We start from the raw sequence: 14326 nt of genomic DNA on the forward strand, positions 1-14326 counted from the left end.
CGCCGGGGTGACGCCGCCGCGGGGGCATGGCGTCTAGCGTGGCCGGTATGGACGAGCAGCGTGCGCGGGGCGGTCCGCCGCAGTGGTGGCGGCACGGGCCCGCGTGGGGGGACCGGTGGGAAGGGCGGGAGCCCCGGTGGCCCTGGCGGTCCACGGTCCTCGTCACCGTGTTCGTGCTGGCCGGGTCGAACTTCGCCGCCCACGGGCAGCAGGGAGAACGGGCGGAGCTGGATCTCTTCGCACGGGTGCTGCTGCTGGTGGCCGGGGGACTGCTGCTGTGGCGGAAGCGTCATCCGGTGGCCGTGGTGTTCGGCACGGCGGCCGCCGTCATGGTCTATCTCGGGGCCGGGTATCCCTACGGGCCGGTGCTCTTCACCGTCGCCCTGGCCTGCTTCAGCGCCATCGTCGCCGGACACCGCCGGGCGGCCTGGGCCGCGATGGGCATGCTGTGGGCCGGGCACGTCCTGGTGGCGCACTGGCTCTTCCGGTGGCTGCCGCCGTCCGGGGACTCCGGCGTCTCCTGGGGTGGGGAGATCGTCGTCGCCACCTGGGTGGTGGCGATCGCGGCGGTTTCGGAGCTGTTCCGGGTCCGGCGCGAGCAGTGGGCCCGCGAACGGGCCGAGCGTGCCGCGGCCGCGCGGCGGCGGGCCGACGAGGAGCGGCTGCGGATCGCGCGGGAGCTGCACGACGTCCTCGCCCACAGCATCTCCGTGATCAACGTGCAGGCCGGGGTCGGCCTCGCGCTCCTCGACACCGACCCCGAGCAGGCCCGTACGGCCCTCACCACGATCAAGGACCAGAGCAAGGAGGCGCTCGGCGAGGTGCGCCAGGTGCTCGACACCCTGCGCACACCCGGTGACGCGCCGCGCGCCCCCGCGCCCGGGCTCGACCGGCTGCCCGAACTGGTGGAGCAGGCCGCGAGCGCGGGCCTCACGGTGGAGGTCGAGGGTGAGCCGCCGCACCTCGCCCCCGGCACGGACCTGGCCGCCTTCCGGATCGTCCAGGAGGCCCTGACCAACGTCGTACGGCACTCGGGTTCGCGGCACGCGCGCGTGCACCTCCGGCACGACGCGGGCGTGCTGCGGCTGCGCGTGGACGACGACGGGCCCGCGACCGGTGCCGACGCGGGCGGCAGCGGCAACGGGCTCGCCGGGATGCGGGAGCGGGCCGCCGCCCTGGGTGGCACCATCGAGGCGGGCCCCCGCCCGGACGGAGGGTTCCGGGTGCTCGCCGTGCTGCCGCTGACGGCGTCCGGCGGCACGCGAGCCAGACCCGTACAGGAGGACCGGTGATCCGTGTACTGCTCGCCGACGACCAGTCACTGGTACGGGCGGGGTTCCGGGCGCTGCTCGACGCGCAGCCCGACATCGAGGTGGCCGCGGAGGCCGCCGACGGCGAGGAGGCCGTGCGCCGGATCCGCGAACTGCGCCCCGACGTCGTCCTGATGGACATCCGCATGCCCGCCCTCGACGGCCTCGCCGCGACCCGGCAGGTCACCGGCGACCCGGACCTCAAGGACGTCAGGGTCGTCATGCTCACCACCTTCGAGCTCGACGAGTACGTCTTCGAGGCGATCCGCTCGGGCGCCTCCGGCTTCCTGGTCAAGGACACCGAGCCGGACGAACTCCTGCGTGCCGTACGGGCGGTGGTCGCGGGCGACGCGCTGCTGTCGCCGGGCGTGACACGGAGGCTGATCTCCGAGTTCGCCTCCCGCTCCAAGGAACCCGCGGCGGCCGGCGCCCTGGAGCGGCTGACCGAGCGGGAGCGGGAGGTGATGGCGCTGGTCGGGATCGGCCTGTCCAACGAGGAGATCGCCCGCCGCCTGGTCGTCAGCCCGCTCACCGCGAAGACCCACGTCAGCCGCACGATGGTGAAGCTCGGTGCCCGGGACCGGGCCCAACTGGTCGTGCTCGCCTACGAGTCGGGGCTGGTGCGGCCGGGCTGGCTGGGCTGAGCCGCCTTCCGGAACCGGACCAGCACACTGACGACCCGGGCGGCGAAGAGCACCGGCGCGAGCACCAGTCCGGCGCGTGGCAGCAGGCGCTCCGGCGTGTCCGGCAGGTCGAAGAGCAGCGCGGGCCCGGCCACGGCCCCGAACACCACCGCCGCCGCGAACGCCGCGCTGCACAGCGCGTATCCGATCTCGACGGTGATCGCGTCGCGTTCGGCCTGGGTACGCCGTCCCCCGTGACTGGTCATACGGCGAGTGAAACAGGGGTGCGCCCGGCGGGCAAGGCAGCCCGCCGGGCGCACGGTCGGAGGCGTTCCCCCCGGTCGCGCTAGTCGCGTACGGCGACGCGCTCCGCCTCCTGGGGAGTGGACTTTGCGACCACCACGGACGGTCCGGCGGGCCGGTCGCGGCGGGGGCGCAGGCCCGTGAGGGTGATCAGCAGGCCGGCGAGGGCGACGAGCGTCACGACCACCAGGCCGGGCCGGTAGCTGTCGAGCACGGCCTGCGGAGAGGGGTTGCCGCCCTCGGGGGAGTTCGCCGTCACCACCGCCGTCACCACGGCGAGGAAGATCGCGCCACCGACCTGGACCGAGGTGTTGAGCAGCCCGGAGACCATGCCCTGCTCGTGCTCGTCGACGCCGTTGGTGGCCTGGACGTTGAGGGACGGGAAGGTCAGTGCGAAGCCGGAGCCGACCAGCAGCATCGTCGGCAGGATCACCGCCGCGTAGACCGGGTCGAGGTCGATGCGCAGGAACAGCACGTAGCCCGTGACCATCAGCGCGAAGCCCAGCACCATCAGCCGGGCCGTACCGAACCGGTCGATGACGGCTCCGACCTTCGTCGCGGACAGCGCCACCAGCGCGCCGGCCGGCAGGAAGGCCAGGGCCGTGTGCAGCGCGGACCAGCCGAGCAGCTGCTGCATGTACAGCGTGACCAGGAACTGGAAGCCGATGTAGCTGCCGACGAACGTCAACGCGCCCAGCTGGGCCCGCACCTGTGGCCCCGAGCGCAGCACGCCGAGCCGGACCAGCGGGCTGGGGCTGCGCCGCTCGACGGCGACGAAGGCCGCCAGGAGCACCGCCACGGCGGCGAAGGACAGGACGGTCCGGGCCGAGCCCCAGCCCACCTCGGGCGCCTCGACGACGGTGAAGACGAGCAGCAGCATCGAGGCGGTGCCGAGGACGGCGCCGGGGATGTCGTAGCCACCCGCGCCGCGCTCGCGCTCGCTGCGCGGCAGCAGCTTCAGGCCAATGAACAGGGCGATCAGCGCGATCGGAGCGGGCAGGAGCATGGTGAGCCGCCAACTGGCCTCCGTGAGCAGGCCGGAGAAGACCAGACCCATCGAGTAACCGGTGGCACCGCAGGTGGTGTAGATGGCCAGGGCGCGGTTGCGCAGCGGGCCCTCCGGGAACGTCGTGGTGATGATCGACAGGCCGGCCGGGGCCGTGAAGGCCGCGCTCAGGCCCTTGATGAAGCGGCTGGCGATGAGCAGCGGCCCCGAGTCGACGAGCCCGCCGAGCAGCGAGGCCAGCGCGAAGACGCCCAGGGCCACCAGGAAGACCTGACGCCGGCCGAGCAGGTCGGCGGCCCGTCCGCCGAGGAGCAGCAGGCCGCCGTAGCCCAGGATGTAGCCGCTGACGATCCACTGCAGCGCCGAGGTCGACAGGCCGAGGTCGGCGCCGATGGACGGCAGGGCGACGCCGACCATGGACACGTCCAGGGCGTCCAGGAACATCGCGGCGCAGAGCACGAGCAGGGTGCCCCAGAGCCGTGGAGTCCAACGCCCCTCGGGCGTAGGGGAGATGAGCGGAGAGGTCATGCCCGAGAGATTACATGCGCATGCATGAGATGCAAATGCATTTAATTCGGGTGCAACAATTCTGGTTCTCTGTTACGGTGCGGCGCATGGCGGCTAAGCAGGCCGAGCAGGCGCTCGTGGAACAGTGGCGGGACATTCTGGCGCTGCACGCGCGAACGCAGTGCGAACTCGACCGTGCGCTGCACGGCCACGGCCTGTGCGCCAGCGACTTCGAGGTGCTGGACGTCCTCGCCGGGTGCCGGACGCCGAACGGCGCGCCGTCCTACCGTGTGCAGGAGATCTCCGAGCGGGTCCACCTGAGCCAGAGCGCGCTGTCTCGGCTGATCGCGCGGCTGGAGAAGGAGGGGCTCGTCGAGCGCGGCATGTGCTCCGAGGACCGGCGCGGCGTGAAGGTCTGCCTCACGGCGAAGGGGCGCGCGCTGCACGGTGAGGTGCTTCCCGTGCAGCGCGCGGTGCTGGCGCGGATGCTCACCGACGACTGAACTGCCGTCGGCGGCCGCTCAGATCGCCGACGCCTCCCGCCACAGCGTGGCGAGCGCCTGGTCGCCCGTGACGTTCGGCAGGGCGGCCCGGTTCCACAGCGCCAGATACAACTGCTCGGCCGGACCGGACAGTTCGCACTCGGCCTCCATGGACGCGTCTCGCGTGGTGACGGGCGGCTCCGGCGACAGCCGTACCGTCCACACCGCGCCGGTGTCCTGCGTGCGGACCCGCAGGACGCGCGGCTCGGGGGTGCGTACCCGGCTCCTGGAGCGGGCGTGGAAGCCGCGCAGCAGTTCGTCGATGCCGTCGGTCGCGAAACCGGGGGCGACGGCGGCCGGTTCGCCGCCCTGTGCGGACTCGGCGTCGACCCGGTGCACGGCCGTCTCGTGCGCCTGCCGCCGGGCCCAGAAGGCCAGCGGGGACGGCGCGGGCAGGAAGGCGAAGCACTCCACGTCGGGCGAGGCGCCGGTCAGCGTCTCGACGAGATGCCGGTGGCTGTCGCGGTACCAGGCCACGAGTTCCGCGCCGTCGAGGCCGGTGGGTTCGACCAGCGGGCGGCGTTCGGTGAGCCGCTCGGCGACGAAGGCCGCGGCCCAGCGGTGCACGGCGCCGGTGTGCCGCAACAGATCGCGCACCTGCCACTCGGGGCACGTCGGCACTTTCGCGTCCGTCCCGGCCTCCTCGGCTGCCGCGGCCAGCAGATGGCCTTCTCTCTCCAGTGCTTGAAGGAACTCGGCGGTCTCCATGGCGCCGAGTCTGCCGTACGCGTCATGCCCCGGGCTCCTGGATTTCGGACGGACGTCACGGCAGCGGCGTCCCGCCCGTCGCGTTGACGATCTCCGCGGTGATGTACGACGCCTCCTGCGAGGCGAGGAAGACGTATGCCGGAGCCATTTCCGCGGGCTGTGCGGGCCGCCCGATGGGGGCCTGCTTGCCGAACGTCTTGGTGTCCGGCATGGTCGCCGGGATCAGCGGCGTCCACACCGGGCCCGGCGCCACCGCGTTGACGCGGATGCCCTTCTCGATCAGCATCTGCGCCAGCCCCTGCGTGAAGGTGACGATCGCGCCCTTCGTCGTCGCGTAGTCCAGCAAATGCGGACTGGGCTTGTACGCCTGCACCGACGTGGAGTTGATGATGCTGCCGCCCTCCGGGATGTGCGGCAGGGCCAGCTTGCACAGCCAGAACATGCCGTACAGGTTGGTGCGCAGCACCCGGTCGAACTGCTCGGTGCTGATCGCCTCGATGCCGTCCGGCTGGGACATCTGGTACGCCGCGTTGTTCACGAGGACGTCGATCCGGCCGAACTCCTGCACGGCTCGGTCGATCAGTGCCCGGCAGTTCTCCTCCTCGCGCACGTCGCACGAGACGGGCACGGCACGCCGGCCGGCCTCCTCGACCAGCCGGGCCGTCTCCGCGGCGTCGTCCTTCTCGTCCTCCAGATGGGTGAACAGCACGTCGGCGCCCTCACGGGCGAACGCCAGGGCGACCGCGCGGCCGATCCCGGAGTCGCCGCCGGTGATCACGGCCTTGCGATCGGCCAGCCGGCCACTGCCCCGGTAGGACTCCTCACCATGGTCCGGGGGCGGGTCCATCGGCCCCGTCCAGCCGGGGTGCGGCTGGTCCTGGGAGGGAAACTCCGGGGTCGGGTGCTGCTCGCCGGGGTGCTGCTGTTCGGTCACGGGTCTGCCTCCTTGTGCATGGCGTACGGCCCGGTGATCAACGGGCGTCGCCACGAGTACCCAGGATCACCGGCATCCCCCCTGGAAAGCCTGCCTCCTTCAGCCCCCGGCCGCCTGCCGGGCAGCCGTCCCCACCAGCGCCCCGACGACCGCCGCCACCGCCGCCAGCACCGCCACACTGGTCAGTGCGGCCGGCAGGGTGAACCAGTCCGCCATGAAGCCGATCGCGGGCGGGCCGAGGAGCATGCCGCCGTAGCCCAGGGTGGAGGCCGTGGCGACGCCGCCGGGGCCGGCGAGGGCGCCCGCGCGCTCCACCGCCACAGGGAAGAGGTTCGCGAGGCCGATGCCCGTGATCGCGTAGCCGAGAAGGGCCGCCCAGAGGGAGGGGGCGAGGGAGCCGAGCAGCATTCCGGCCGCAGCGGTGATGCCGCCTGCGACGACGGTCGGGGTCCGCCCGAGGCGTTCCAGCAGCGTCGTGCCGGTCAGCCGTCCCACCGTCATGGCGAGCGCGAAGCAGGAGTAGCCCGCTGCCGCGGCACCCGCCGAGGCGTGCAGGTCCTGTTGGAGGTGCAGGGCACCCCAGTCGGCCAGCGCCCCCTCGCCGTACGCGGTGCACCCCGCGATCAGGCCGAACACGATCACCAGCCCCCGGGTGCGGCCGTCCAGGCGGCGCGGGGAGCCGTCGGCGGGCAGCTCCCGCTCCGGGGGCGCCGGCGGCTCGTGCCGCAGGAGCGTGGGACCCGCAGCGGCGGTCACGAGCAGGCCGACGAGCGTGAGCAGCACCAGGTGCCGCGTGGGGGAGAGGACCCCGGCGACCAGTCCGCCCAGCCCCGCTCCGACCATGCCGCCCAGGCTGAACGCCGCGTGGAAACTCGGCATGACCGGCCGCCGCAGCGCGGCCACGAGTTCGACGGCCGCGCTGTTGAAGGCGACGTTGATCCCGCCGTAGGCGGCACCGAAAAGCAGCAGGACGAGGCCCAGCGCGAGCGCCGAGTGGGTCAGCGGGGGCAGGGCGACGCTGAGGGAGAGCAGGACCGCGCAGACGACGGTCACCCGGTGGTTCCCGTAGCGCCGGCACAGACGCCCGGTGAGGGTCATGGTGATGACGGCCCCGGCGGAGACGCCCAGGAGGGCGAGGCCGAGGGCGCTGGCGGAGGCGCCGGTCTGCGCCTTGATGGCGGGGATGCGCACGACCCAGCCGGCGAAGACGAAGCCGTCGAGGGCGAAGAAGACGGTGAGGGCGATGCGGAGTCGGGTCAGAGAGCTGCCGTTGCCCGGCACGGCACTGTGCGTTCGGGATTTGTTTATTTGCGGCACAAACTCAGGCTAGGTGGGTGCGGGGTCGAGGACAAGGTGCGACTCTGGGACGAGACGAATCCGCCGAGGGCGCGGACGTATCGGCCGAAGGAGCGCAGGAGGGCACATGGGACGTGACGTGCCGGCCCTGGTGTTCACCCGGGAGGACCGCCGTCGGTACCGCGAGAAGATGCACACCGACCTCGAGGTGCTCGCCCGGATGCTCCACGAGTCGGGGTTCGAGAGCGAGCGCCCCCAGGTCGGGCTGGAGATCGAGCTCAACCTCGTGGACGACGCCGGGCTGCCCGCGATGCGCAACACCGACGTGCTCCGGGCGATCGCCGACCCCGCCTGGTCGAGCGAGCTGGGCCGCTTCAATCTGGAGATCAACATCCCGCCCCGGCAGCTCACGGCGGGCGGCCCCGGTTCCTGGGAGCAGGAGATCCGGGACGCCCTCAACCACGCCGAGGACCGCGCGGCTGCGGTGGGCGCGCACCTGATCATGGTCGGCATCCTGCCGACCCTGGGCGAGTCGGACGTCAGCGAGTCCGCGCTCTCCGGCGACCCGCGGTACCGCCTCCTCAACGAGCAGATCTTCGCGGCCCGGGGCGAGGACCTGCGGATCAAGGTCGACGGCGTGGAGCGACTGTCGACGTACGCCGACACCATCACTCCCGAGGCCGCCTGCACCAGCACCCAGTTCCATCTCCAGGTCGACCCGAAGGAGTTCCCGCACTACTGGAACGCGGCCCAGGCCATCGCGGGCGTGCAGATCGCCCTCGCGGCGAACTCGCCCTTCCTGTTCGGCAAGGAGCTGTGGCGCGAGACCCGCATCCCCCTCTTCGAGCAGGCCACCGACACCCGCCCCGAGGAGATCAAGGCCCAGGGTGTACGGCCCCGGGTGTGGTTCGGGGAGCGCTGGATCACCAGCGTCTTCGACCTCTTCGAGGAGAACGTGCGCTACTTCCCGGCCCTGCTGCCGCTGTGCGAGGACGAGGACCCGCAGCAGGAGCTGGACAGCGGCGGCGTCCCCCAGCTGGGCGAACTGACTCTCCACAACGGCACGATCTACCGGTGGAACCGCCCCATCTACGCCGTCACCGACAGCGGCCCGCATCTGCGCATCGAGAACCGGGTGCTGCCCGCCGGCCCCACCGTGGCCGACATCATCGCCAACGGCGCCTTCTACTACGGTCTGACCCGCGCCCTGGTCGACGAGGACCGGCCGGTGTGGTCGCGGATGTCCTTCTCGGTCGCCGAGGAGAACCTGCACACCGCCGCCCGCGACGGCATCGACGCCCGCCTGTACTGGCCCGGCGTGGGCGAAGTGCCGGTCACGGAACTGGTGTTGCGGCGTCTGCTGCCCCTGGCCCACAAGGGCCTGGAGCTGACCGGCATGGACACCGAGTGGCGCGAGCCCCTGCTGGGCATCATCGAGCAGCGCTGCGTCACGGCCCGCAACGGCGCCCTGTGGCAGGCGGAGACGGTGCACCACCTGGAGAAGGCGGGCATCTCCGACCGGCGTGAGGCACTGCGTCAGATGACCCGGACCTACATGGACTACATGCACATGAACGCGCCCGCGCACACCTGGCCCGTGGACTGACCTCAGCCGGGCCGGCCGTGCCACTGCGCGGCAGCCGTCAACGGCACGGGTTCGGGCACCCGGGCCGAGGTCGTCAGCTCGATCCGCCGCCCCTCGGCCGCCGACCGCAGCAGAGCGGTCATCGTCTCCAGCACGTGCAGGGCGAGTTCACCACCGGCGCGCGGCGCACGCTCACCGTCGGCGGTGAGGAAGTCCAGCAGGCCGACGCCGCGTGCGCCGTCCGCGTAACCCGCTGAAGCCGGAAGGGTGCGCCAGCGGGTGTCGCCGAGCGGGTGCAGGCGTACCTCCCCGTCGAAGCGGTTCGGGTCGGGGACCGCGAGGGTGCCGCTCTCGCCGTGGACCTCGATCGGGGCGGCCGTCGTCGCCACGCCGTCGAAGCTCGTCGTGAGCGTCGTCAGTGTCCCGCCCACGTGTTCCAGCACTCCGGAGACATGGCTGTCCACCTCGACCGGTATCCGCTCGCCCGCGCGCGGGCCGGAACCGATGACGCGCTCGGCGCGCAGCCGCCCGGCCGCCCCGATCACGGCACGCACCGGCCCCAGCAGATGGACCAGCGACGACAGGTAGTACGGCCCCATGTCCAGCAACGGGCCGCCGCCGGCCGTGTAGTAGAAGTCGGGCTGGGGATGCCAGCGTTCGTGGCCCGGGGTGACCATCACGGCCGAGGCGAACTGGGGGCGTCCGATGCTCCCCGCCTCCACGGCCGCCCGCGCGGTCTGAACTCCCGTCCCCAGCACGGTGTCCGGGGCGCAGCCCACCCCGGTGCCCGCCTTCGCGGCGGCTTCCAGGACGGACCGGGCGTCCTCCAGGTCCGCGGCCAGCGGCTTCTCCCCGTAGACGTTCTTGCCGTGGCGGATCGCCCCGAAGGCTATCTCGGCATGGGCCGCCGGGGTGGTGAGGTTCAGCACCGTGTCCACGTCCGCACTGCTCAGCAGCTCCGCGACCGACAGCGCCCGGGCGCCCGGCAGTTCGGCGGCGGCAGCGGCCGACCGGGAGGGGTCGAGGTCGGCGACCGCGGTGACGCGCACACCGGGACAGCCGACGAGGGTGTCCAGGTACGCGCGGGAGATGACGCCGAGCCCTACGACCCCGACGCGGTGCGCGTCGCCCACAGCATGCCCCTCTCGATGATGGTCCGGACGTGGGGGTTCTCCAGCACGTCGACGCTGTGCCCCGGGGTCGTCACCACGATCCGCCCGGCACCCCACCGGCGGGTCCACACCGCCGGTGAGGTGACCGGCCGGTGCCAGGGCTGCCAAGGCCGGGTGGGATGCGTGGTGGTGGCCAGGACGTCGATGAGGTCGTCGTGGAGCACCCAGTACTGCTCGGTCTCCAGCGTGAACTCCTCGATGCCGGCCGTGATCGGGTGCGCGCGACCGGCATCGGTGAGGGTGATGGTGTGGGGCAGGAAGTTGTCCGCCGCCTCACCCCGGCGCTCGCACGGTTCCTTGCCGGGGTGCGTGGCGAACTGGCCGCCCACCAGGTGGAGATAGTCCGAGGAGACGCGGAACGAGTCGGCGATGCCGCCGTGCCAGCCCGTGAAGCCGGTGCCGGCCACGACCGCGGCGGTGAGCCCCGCCAGCTGGTCGCGCGTGATCTCCGACATCGTCACGCACTGCACGACCAGGTCGGTGGCGGCCATCTCGGCGGCATCCGCGTAGATCCCGGTCGACTCCTCGACCCGGACGGTGTATCCGTTGCTCCGGAGGAAGGGCAGGAACAGTTCCGTGGCCTCGACCGGCTGATGCCCTTCCCAGCCGCCTCGGACCACCAAGGCTCTCTTCTGCGTCATCGTGATCTCACTATGCGCCGGTCGCCCGTGCCCGGAAAAGGGGGCCGGACCTCACGAAAGTTTCGCGCCGGCGGCCCGCGCCGAAACCATCCAGCAGGCCGCGGTGTAGCGGACCTGCGAGCCCTGCACGAAGGGATCGAAGGCCGGGCGGACCGCCTCGACGATCTCCGCCCGGGTCCGCTCGTCGGCGTCGGGCAGGACCGTGCCGAGCGGACCGAGCCGGGTGAAGTAGGTGACGAGTTCCTTCTCGGGCAGGGCGCAGACCACGTCGACCGGCTGGATGTCGATCCCGGACCAGCCGCTCTCCGCCAGGATGCGGTGGACCCGCTCCGGGTCCGCGAAGGCGAACTGGCCCGGCTGGTCCGGCTGCCGGGCGGGCAGGTCCGGCAGGTCCGGCAGGAACGGGGCCGCGGCGCGTTCGGCCGTCGTCATGAACGGGTTCTCCTCCGGGCCCCGCCACACCACGCACCGCAGCCCGGCCCCGTCCCTCACCGCGCTCCGCAGATTGCTGAAGGCCCGCACGGGGTCGCCGAAGAACATGACGCCGAAGCGCGAGATGACGGCGTCGAAGGCGCCGGGGTCGAACGCGTACTCCTGCGCGTCGGCCTGGATGAAGGACGCCGGTACGCCCTCCTGCTCGGCGTGCGCCCGGGCCGCCTCGATCATCGGGCCGGAGATGTCGACCCCGACGCAGTGGCCCACCCGGCGGGCGACGGCCCGGGTGATGCTGCCCGTGCCGCAGCCGACGTCCAGCACACTCGCCGCGTGTTCCGCGGCAACGGCGTCGACGAGCAGTTCCTCGATGGGCCTGAACATCTCGTTCAGCACCTCCTGGAGATCCACCCAGGCGTGGCCGGCGGGCCCGTTCCAGCGGGCGGCCTGCTCGTCGTCGGACCTGTGTGAGGCATCCATCTTCGTCTCTCCCTCTGCTTGCCTTCGTCGTGGACGGGATGACAGCGTTCTACTTCAAGTCGACTTGAGGTCAAGACAATGACAGACCTGGACATCGCCGAAGTGGCACACCGCGCCGGAGTGCCCGCCTCGACCCTGAGGTTCTACGAGGAGAAGGGGCTGATCGCCTCGACCGGCCGGCGCGGCATGCGGCGTCAGTACGACCCCGGGGTCCTGGAGCGGCTGGCCCTGATCGCGCTGGGGCGGACGGCCGGGTTCTCTCTCGACGAGATCGCGCTGATGTTCGCGCCGGACGGGCAGCCGCGGATCGACCGGCGGATGCTGTCGGCCAAGGCGGAGGAACTGGACCGCAGGATCCGCGAACTGGGCGTCCTGCGGGACTCCCTGCGGCACGCCGCCGCCTGCCCCGCGCCGAGCCACCTGGAGTGCCCCACCTTCCGCCGCCTGATCGACGCGGCGGCGTCCGGCGGTGTCGCGGCGCCGGGACGGCGGGTCCCCGGACGCCGCTGAGGGACCGTCCGCGCTCTTGGTCCAATCCTGGGCCGTGCTTTGCCCGATCCCCGTCGCCGCGTGCCTAGCCTCGGCTGCGAACTTCGGGAGGCGGCAGTGCTCAAGACCGTGACAGGGCAGGCAGCGGGTCTGACCAAGGACCAGCGCAACGCGTTCGTGGCCGCCTATCTCGGCTGGGCGATGGACGCGTTCGACTACTTCCTGGTCGTGCTCGTCTACAGCGAGATCGCGGACGACTTCCACGTCTCCCTCACCGACATGGCCTTCCTCACCACCGCGACCCTGGTGATGCGGCCGATCGGCGCGCTGCTCTTCGGCATGTGGGCGGACCGCCGAGGCCGCCGCGTCCCCCTCATGGTCGATGTCGTCTTCTACTCGATCGTCGGCTTCGCCTGCGCCTTCGCGCCCAACTACACCGTGCTGCTGGTGCTGCGCCTGCTCTACGGCATCGGCATGGGCGGCGAATGGGGCCTGGGCGCGGCCCTGGCCATGGAGAAGATCCCCACCGAACGGCGCGGATTCTGGTCGGGCCTGCTGCAGAGCGGCTACTCGCTGGGGTATCTCCTGGCCGCCGTGGCGTTCTTCGCCATCGAGCCCGCCTTCGGCTGGCGCGGCCTGTTCGCCTTCAGCCTGCTGCCCGCCCTGGTCGCACTGTGGGTGCGCAGCAGGGTGGAGGAGAGCGAGGTGTGGGAGAAGAGCGTCCGGCTCAACCGCACCCCCGCGCACCAGGTGTTCAGGAACCCGGCGGTGCTGCGGCGCTTCGTCTACCTGGTCGCGCTGATGACCGCCTTCAACTGGATGTCCCACGGCACCCAGGACATCTACCCGACCTTCGTGAAGAAGGGCCTCGACCTGTCGGCGAACACGTCGATCGCGATCGCCGTGGTCTACAACATCGGCGCCATGATCGGCGGAGTGGTGCTCGGTGCGTACTCCGAGCGGCTGGGCCGCCGCCGGACCATCATGATCGCGGCGGCAGCGGGCCTGGTCGTTGTGCCGTTCTTCGTGCTGTCGACCACCGTCGGCTGGCTGATGCTGTCGTCCTTCCTGATGCAGGTGTGCGTGCAGGGCGCCTGGGGCGTCATCCCGGCGCATCTGACCGAGATGAGCCCGGACGCCGTCCGGGGCTTCTACCCCGGCGTCACCTACCAGCTCGGCAACCTCATCGCCGCCCTCAACCTGCCGATCCAGGAGGCCCTCGCCGAGCGCCACGGTTACCCGTCGGCGATGGCATGGACCATCGTGCCCACCCTGGCCGTGGTGATCCTGCTGAGCGCGCTCGGCAAGGAGGCCAAGGGGATCCGCTTCGGGAGCGGCTCGACGGCGGCCCCCAGCGGTGCGGCGACCGGCGCGGCACGGTCCTGACCCGGCAGCTCCGTTTTGGATCAGCCTTTCTCCTGTGCTGCACGAGCGTTGTACGGGTGCTGACCGGCCTCCCACGAGAGTGGCATCACCGCCTCCACCAGGGACGGCGGCGATCGAAAGGGGACGGTCAGATGGCCAACGTCGAAGCACCGCAGCGCAGGGCCATACTCACCGGTGGGCTGGCTGCCGGCGCAGCGCTGCTCACCGCCTGCTCGTCGAAGGACACCACCGGCACGGGCAAGGCCGCGGCCGCGGCGGGCATGCCCTCGCCCTCTCCCGCGGCGGCCGCGCGACCGGACTCGCCCTGGTCCGCGTTCGCACGGCTGATGGACGGCAACAAGCGCTGGGTGGACGGCACACTGCAGCACCCCGACCGCGATCCGAAGCGGCGGGAGTTCGTCGCCGAGGCGCAGGACCCGTACGGCGTGATCCTCTCCTGCATCGACTCCCGTGTGCCGCCGGAGCTCGTCTTCGACACGGGCCTCGGCGACCTGTTCGTGCTGCGCACCGGCGGGCAGGTCGTCGGACCGGTCGTCGTCGGCTCCGTGGAGTACGGCCCGATGACGTCCGGCACCCCGCTCGTCGTGGTCCTCGGTCACCAGCGCTGCGGCGCCGTCAAAGCGGCGTACGGGGCGCTGAAGGACGACAAGCCACTGCCCGGCAACCTCCAGTCGATCGCCGAAGCCCTGCGGCCCGCCTACCGGGAGACCGTCAAGCAGCGGCACGCCGACCCCGTCGACGCGATGGTCCGGATCCACACCAAGCAGACCGCCGCCGACCTGCGGACCAACAAGGACCTCGCGCCACTCGTGAAGAAGGGCGACCTCGCCGTCGTCAGCGCCTACTACTCGCTCGACACCGGCCGCGTGGAGGTTCTCACCGGCGCGCCCTCCGCCTGACCGGGGGCCGACG

At 71.9% G+C, this 14326-nt stretch carries 15 protein-coding genes; 7 read left to right on the plus strand and 8 right to left on the minus strand.

What is annotated here, in order from left to right; all coding sequences use genetic code 11:
* Positions 1-47: 47 nt before the first annotated feature.
* Positions 48-1292 (plus strand): sensor histidine kinase, encoded by a 1245-nt coding sequence (locus tag ACIRDU_RS31190; RefSeq protein WP_403585657.1) that lies wholly within the window; start codon positions 48-50, stop codon positions 1290-1292.
* A complete protein-coding gene (locus ACIRDU_RS31195) occupies positions 1289-1954 on the plus strand; it encodes a response regulator (RefSeq protein ID WP_403585659.1) in 666 nt (221 codons plus the stop codon). The genes ACIRDU_RS31190 and ACIRDU_RS31195 overlap by 4 nt, the downstream gene beginning before the upstream one ends.
* Here ACIRDU_RS31195 and ACIRDU_RS31200 read toward each other — a convergent pair.
* Positions 1915-2199, minus strand: coding sequence for a DUF6332 family protein (locus ACIRDU_RS31200; protein WP_403585662.1), 285 nt, complete (start codon positions 2197-2199; stop codon positions 1915-1917). The two genes, ACIRDU_RS31195 and ACIRDU_RS31200, sit on opposite strands and share 40 nt — an antisense overlap.
* An 80-nt stretch (positions 2200-2279) precedes the next feature.
* On the minus strand, positions 2280-3770 hold the full coding sequence (locus tag ACIRDU_RS31205; RefSeq protein ID WP_403585664.1) for an MFS transporter: 1491 nt from the start codon (positions 3768-3770) through the stop codon (positions 2280-2282).
* 86 nt (positions 3771-3856) lie between these two features.
* On the opposite strand from ACIRDU_RS31205, the gene ACIRDU_RS31210 reads away from it, so the two are divergent.
* Positions 3857-4252 carry a MarR family winged helix-turn-helix transcriptional regulator gene (locus ACIRDU_RS31210; protein WP_403585666.1) on the plus strand — a complete coding sequence of 132 codons (396 nt, stop codon included), beginning with the start codon at positions 3857-3859 and terminating at the stop codon, positions 4250-4252.
* An 18-nt stretch (positions 4253-4270) separates the two neighbouring features.
* Here the strand turns inward: ACIRDU_RS31210 and ACIRDU_RS31215 are convergent, their stop codons facing one another.
* From ACIRDU_RS31215 to ACIRDU_RS31225, 3 genes are all read right to left on the minus strand, one after another.
* The gene (locus ACIRDU_RS31215; protein WP_403585669.1) at positions 4271-4999 is read right to left on the minus strand and encodes a maleylpyruvate isomerase family mycothiol-dependent enzyme; all 729 of its coding nucleotides are present in this window, start codon (positions 4997-4999) and stop codon (positions 4271-4273) included.
* Between the two features lie 55 nt (positions 5000-5054).
* Complete coding sequence (locus ACIRDU_RS31220; RefSeq protein ID WP_403585671.1) at positions 5055-5933, minus strand: SDR family oxidoreductase; 879 nt, start codon at positions 5931-5933, stop codon at positions 5055-5057.
* Positions 5934-6032: 99 nt separating this feature from the next.
* Positions 6033-7214: an MFS transporter gene (locus ACIRDU_RS31225; RefSeq protein ID WP_403585674.1), complete on the minus strand. Its 1182-nt coding sequence runs from the start codon at positions 7212-7214 to the stop codon at positions 6033-6035.
* 142 nt (positions 7215-7356) lie between these two features.
* Here ACIRDU_RS31225 and ACIRDU_RS31230 point away from each other — a divergent pair, with 142 nt between their 5' ends.
* Positions 7357-8835, plus strand: a complete 1479-nt coding sequence (locus ACIRDU_RS31230; RefSeq protein WP_403585677.1) for a glutamate-cysteine ligase family protein — start codon at positions 7357-7359, stop codon at positions 8833-8835.
* Positions 8836-8837: 2 nt separating this feature from the next.
* Here ACIRDU_RS31230 and ACIRDU_RS31235 read toward each other — a convergent pair whose 3' ends face one another.
* From ACIRDU_RS31235 to ACIRDU_RS31245, 3 genes are read right to left on the minus strand one after another with little or no spacing between them, the layout of a single operon-like run.
* The gene (locus ACIRDU_RS31235) at positions 8838-9947 is read right to left on the minus strand and encodes a Gfo/Idh/MocA family protein (protein ID WP_403585679.1); all 1110 of its coding nucleotides are present in this window, start codon (positions 9945-9947) and stop codon (positions 8838-8840) included.
* Entirely contained in the window at positions 9917-10627 is a 711-nt protein-coding gene (locus ACIRDU_RS31240) for a ThuA domain-containing protein (protein ID WP_403585682.1), read from the minus strand. Before ACIRDU_RS31240 ends, ACIRDU_RS31235 begins: the two co-directional genes overlap by 31 nt.
* Before the next feature lie 51 nt (positions 10628-10678).
* Positions 10679-11539 (minus strand): methyltransferase domain-containing protein, encoded by an 861-nt coding sequence (locus ACIRDU_RS31245; protein ID WP_403585684.1) that lies wholly within the window; start codon positions 11537-11539, stop codon positions 10679-10681.
* A 78-nt stretch (positions 11540-11617) separates the two neighbouring features.
* On the opposite strand from ACIRDU_RS31245, the gene ACIRDU_RS31250 reads away from it, so the two are divergent.
* The 3 genes from ACIRDU_RS31250 (at position 11618) to ACIRDU_RS31260 (ending at position 14313) form a co-directional block, all read left to right on the plus strand.
* Positions 11618-12049 carry a helix-turn-helix domain-containing protein gene (locus ACIRDU_RS31250; protein ID WP_403585687.1) on the plus strand — a complete coding sequence of 144 codons (432 nt, stop codon included), beginning with the start codon at positions 11618-11620 and terminating at the stop codon, positions 12047-12049.
* A gap of 96 nt (positions 12050-12145) precedes the next feature.
* Positions 12146-13414: an MFS transporter gene (locus ACIRDU_RS31255; RefSeq protein ID WP_403585689.1), complete on the plus strand. Its 1269-nt coding sequence runs from the start codon at positions 12146-12148 to the stop codon at positions 13412-13414.
* A gap of 131 nt (positions 13415-13545) precedes the next feature.
* On the plus strand, positions 13546-14313 hold the full coding sequence (locus ACIRDU_RS31260; RefSeq protein ID WP_403585692.1) for a carbonic anhydrase: 768 nt from the start codon (positions 13546-13548) through the stop codon (positions 14311-14313).
* The last annotated feature ends 13 nt before the right edge of the window (positions 14314-14326 follow it).

Source organism: Streptomyces sp. NPDC093598 (assembly GCF_044764825.1).
Taxonomy (GTDB): domain Bacteria; phylum Actinomycetota; class Actinomycetes; order Streptomycetales; family Streptomycetaceae; genus Streptomyces.

Coding starts and splice junctions, on each gene's coding strand:
- ACIRDU_RS31190 (WP_403585657.1), top strand. CDS start 48: ATGGACGAGCAGCGTGCGCGGGGCGGTCCGCCGCAGTGGTGGCGGCAC.
- ACIRDU_RS31200 (WP_403585662.1), bottom strand. CDS start 2,199: ATGACCAGTCACGGGGGACGGCGTACCCAGGCCGAACGCGACGCGATC.
- ACIRDU_RS31205 (WP_403585664.1), bottom strand. CDS start 3,770: ATGACCTCTCCGCTCATCTCCCCTACGCCCGAGGGGCGTTGGACTCCA.
- ACIRDU_RS31210 (WP_403585666.1), top strand. CDS start 3,857: ATGGCGGCTAAGCAGGCCGAGCAGGCGCTCGTGGAACAGTGGCGGGAC.
- ACIRDU_RS31215 (WP_403585669.1), bottom strand. CDS start 4,999: ATGGAGACCGCCGAGTTCCTTCAAGCACTGGAGAGAGAAGGCCATCTG.
- ACIRDU_RS31230 (WP_403585677.1), top strand. CDS start 7,357: ATGGGACGTGACGTGCCGGCCCTGGTGTTCACCCGGGAGGACCGCCGT.
- ACIRDU_RS31240 (WP_403585682.1), bottom strand. CDS start 10,627: ATGACGCAGAAGAGAGCCTTGGTGGTCCGAGGCGGCTGGGAAGGGCAT.
- ACIRDU_RS31245 (WP_403585684.1), bottom strand. CDS start 11,539: ATGGATGCCTCACACAGGTCCGACGACGAGCAGGCCGCCCGCTGGAAC.
- ACIRDU_RS31250 (WP_403585687.1), top strand. CDS start 11,618: ATGACAGACCTGGACATCGCCGAAGTGGCACACCGCGCCGGAGTGCCC.
- ACIRDU_RS31260 (WP_403585692.1), top strand. CDS start 13,546: ATGGCCAACGTCGAAGCACCGCAGCGCAGGGCCATACTCACCGGTGGG.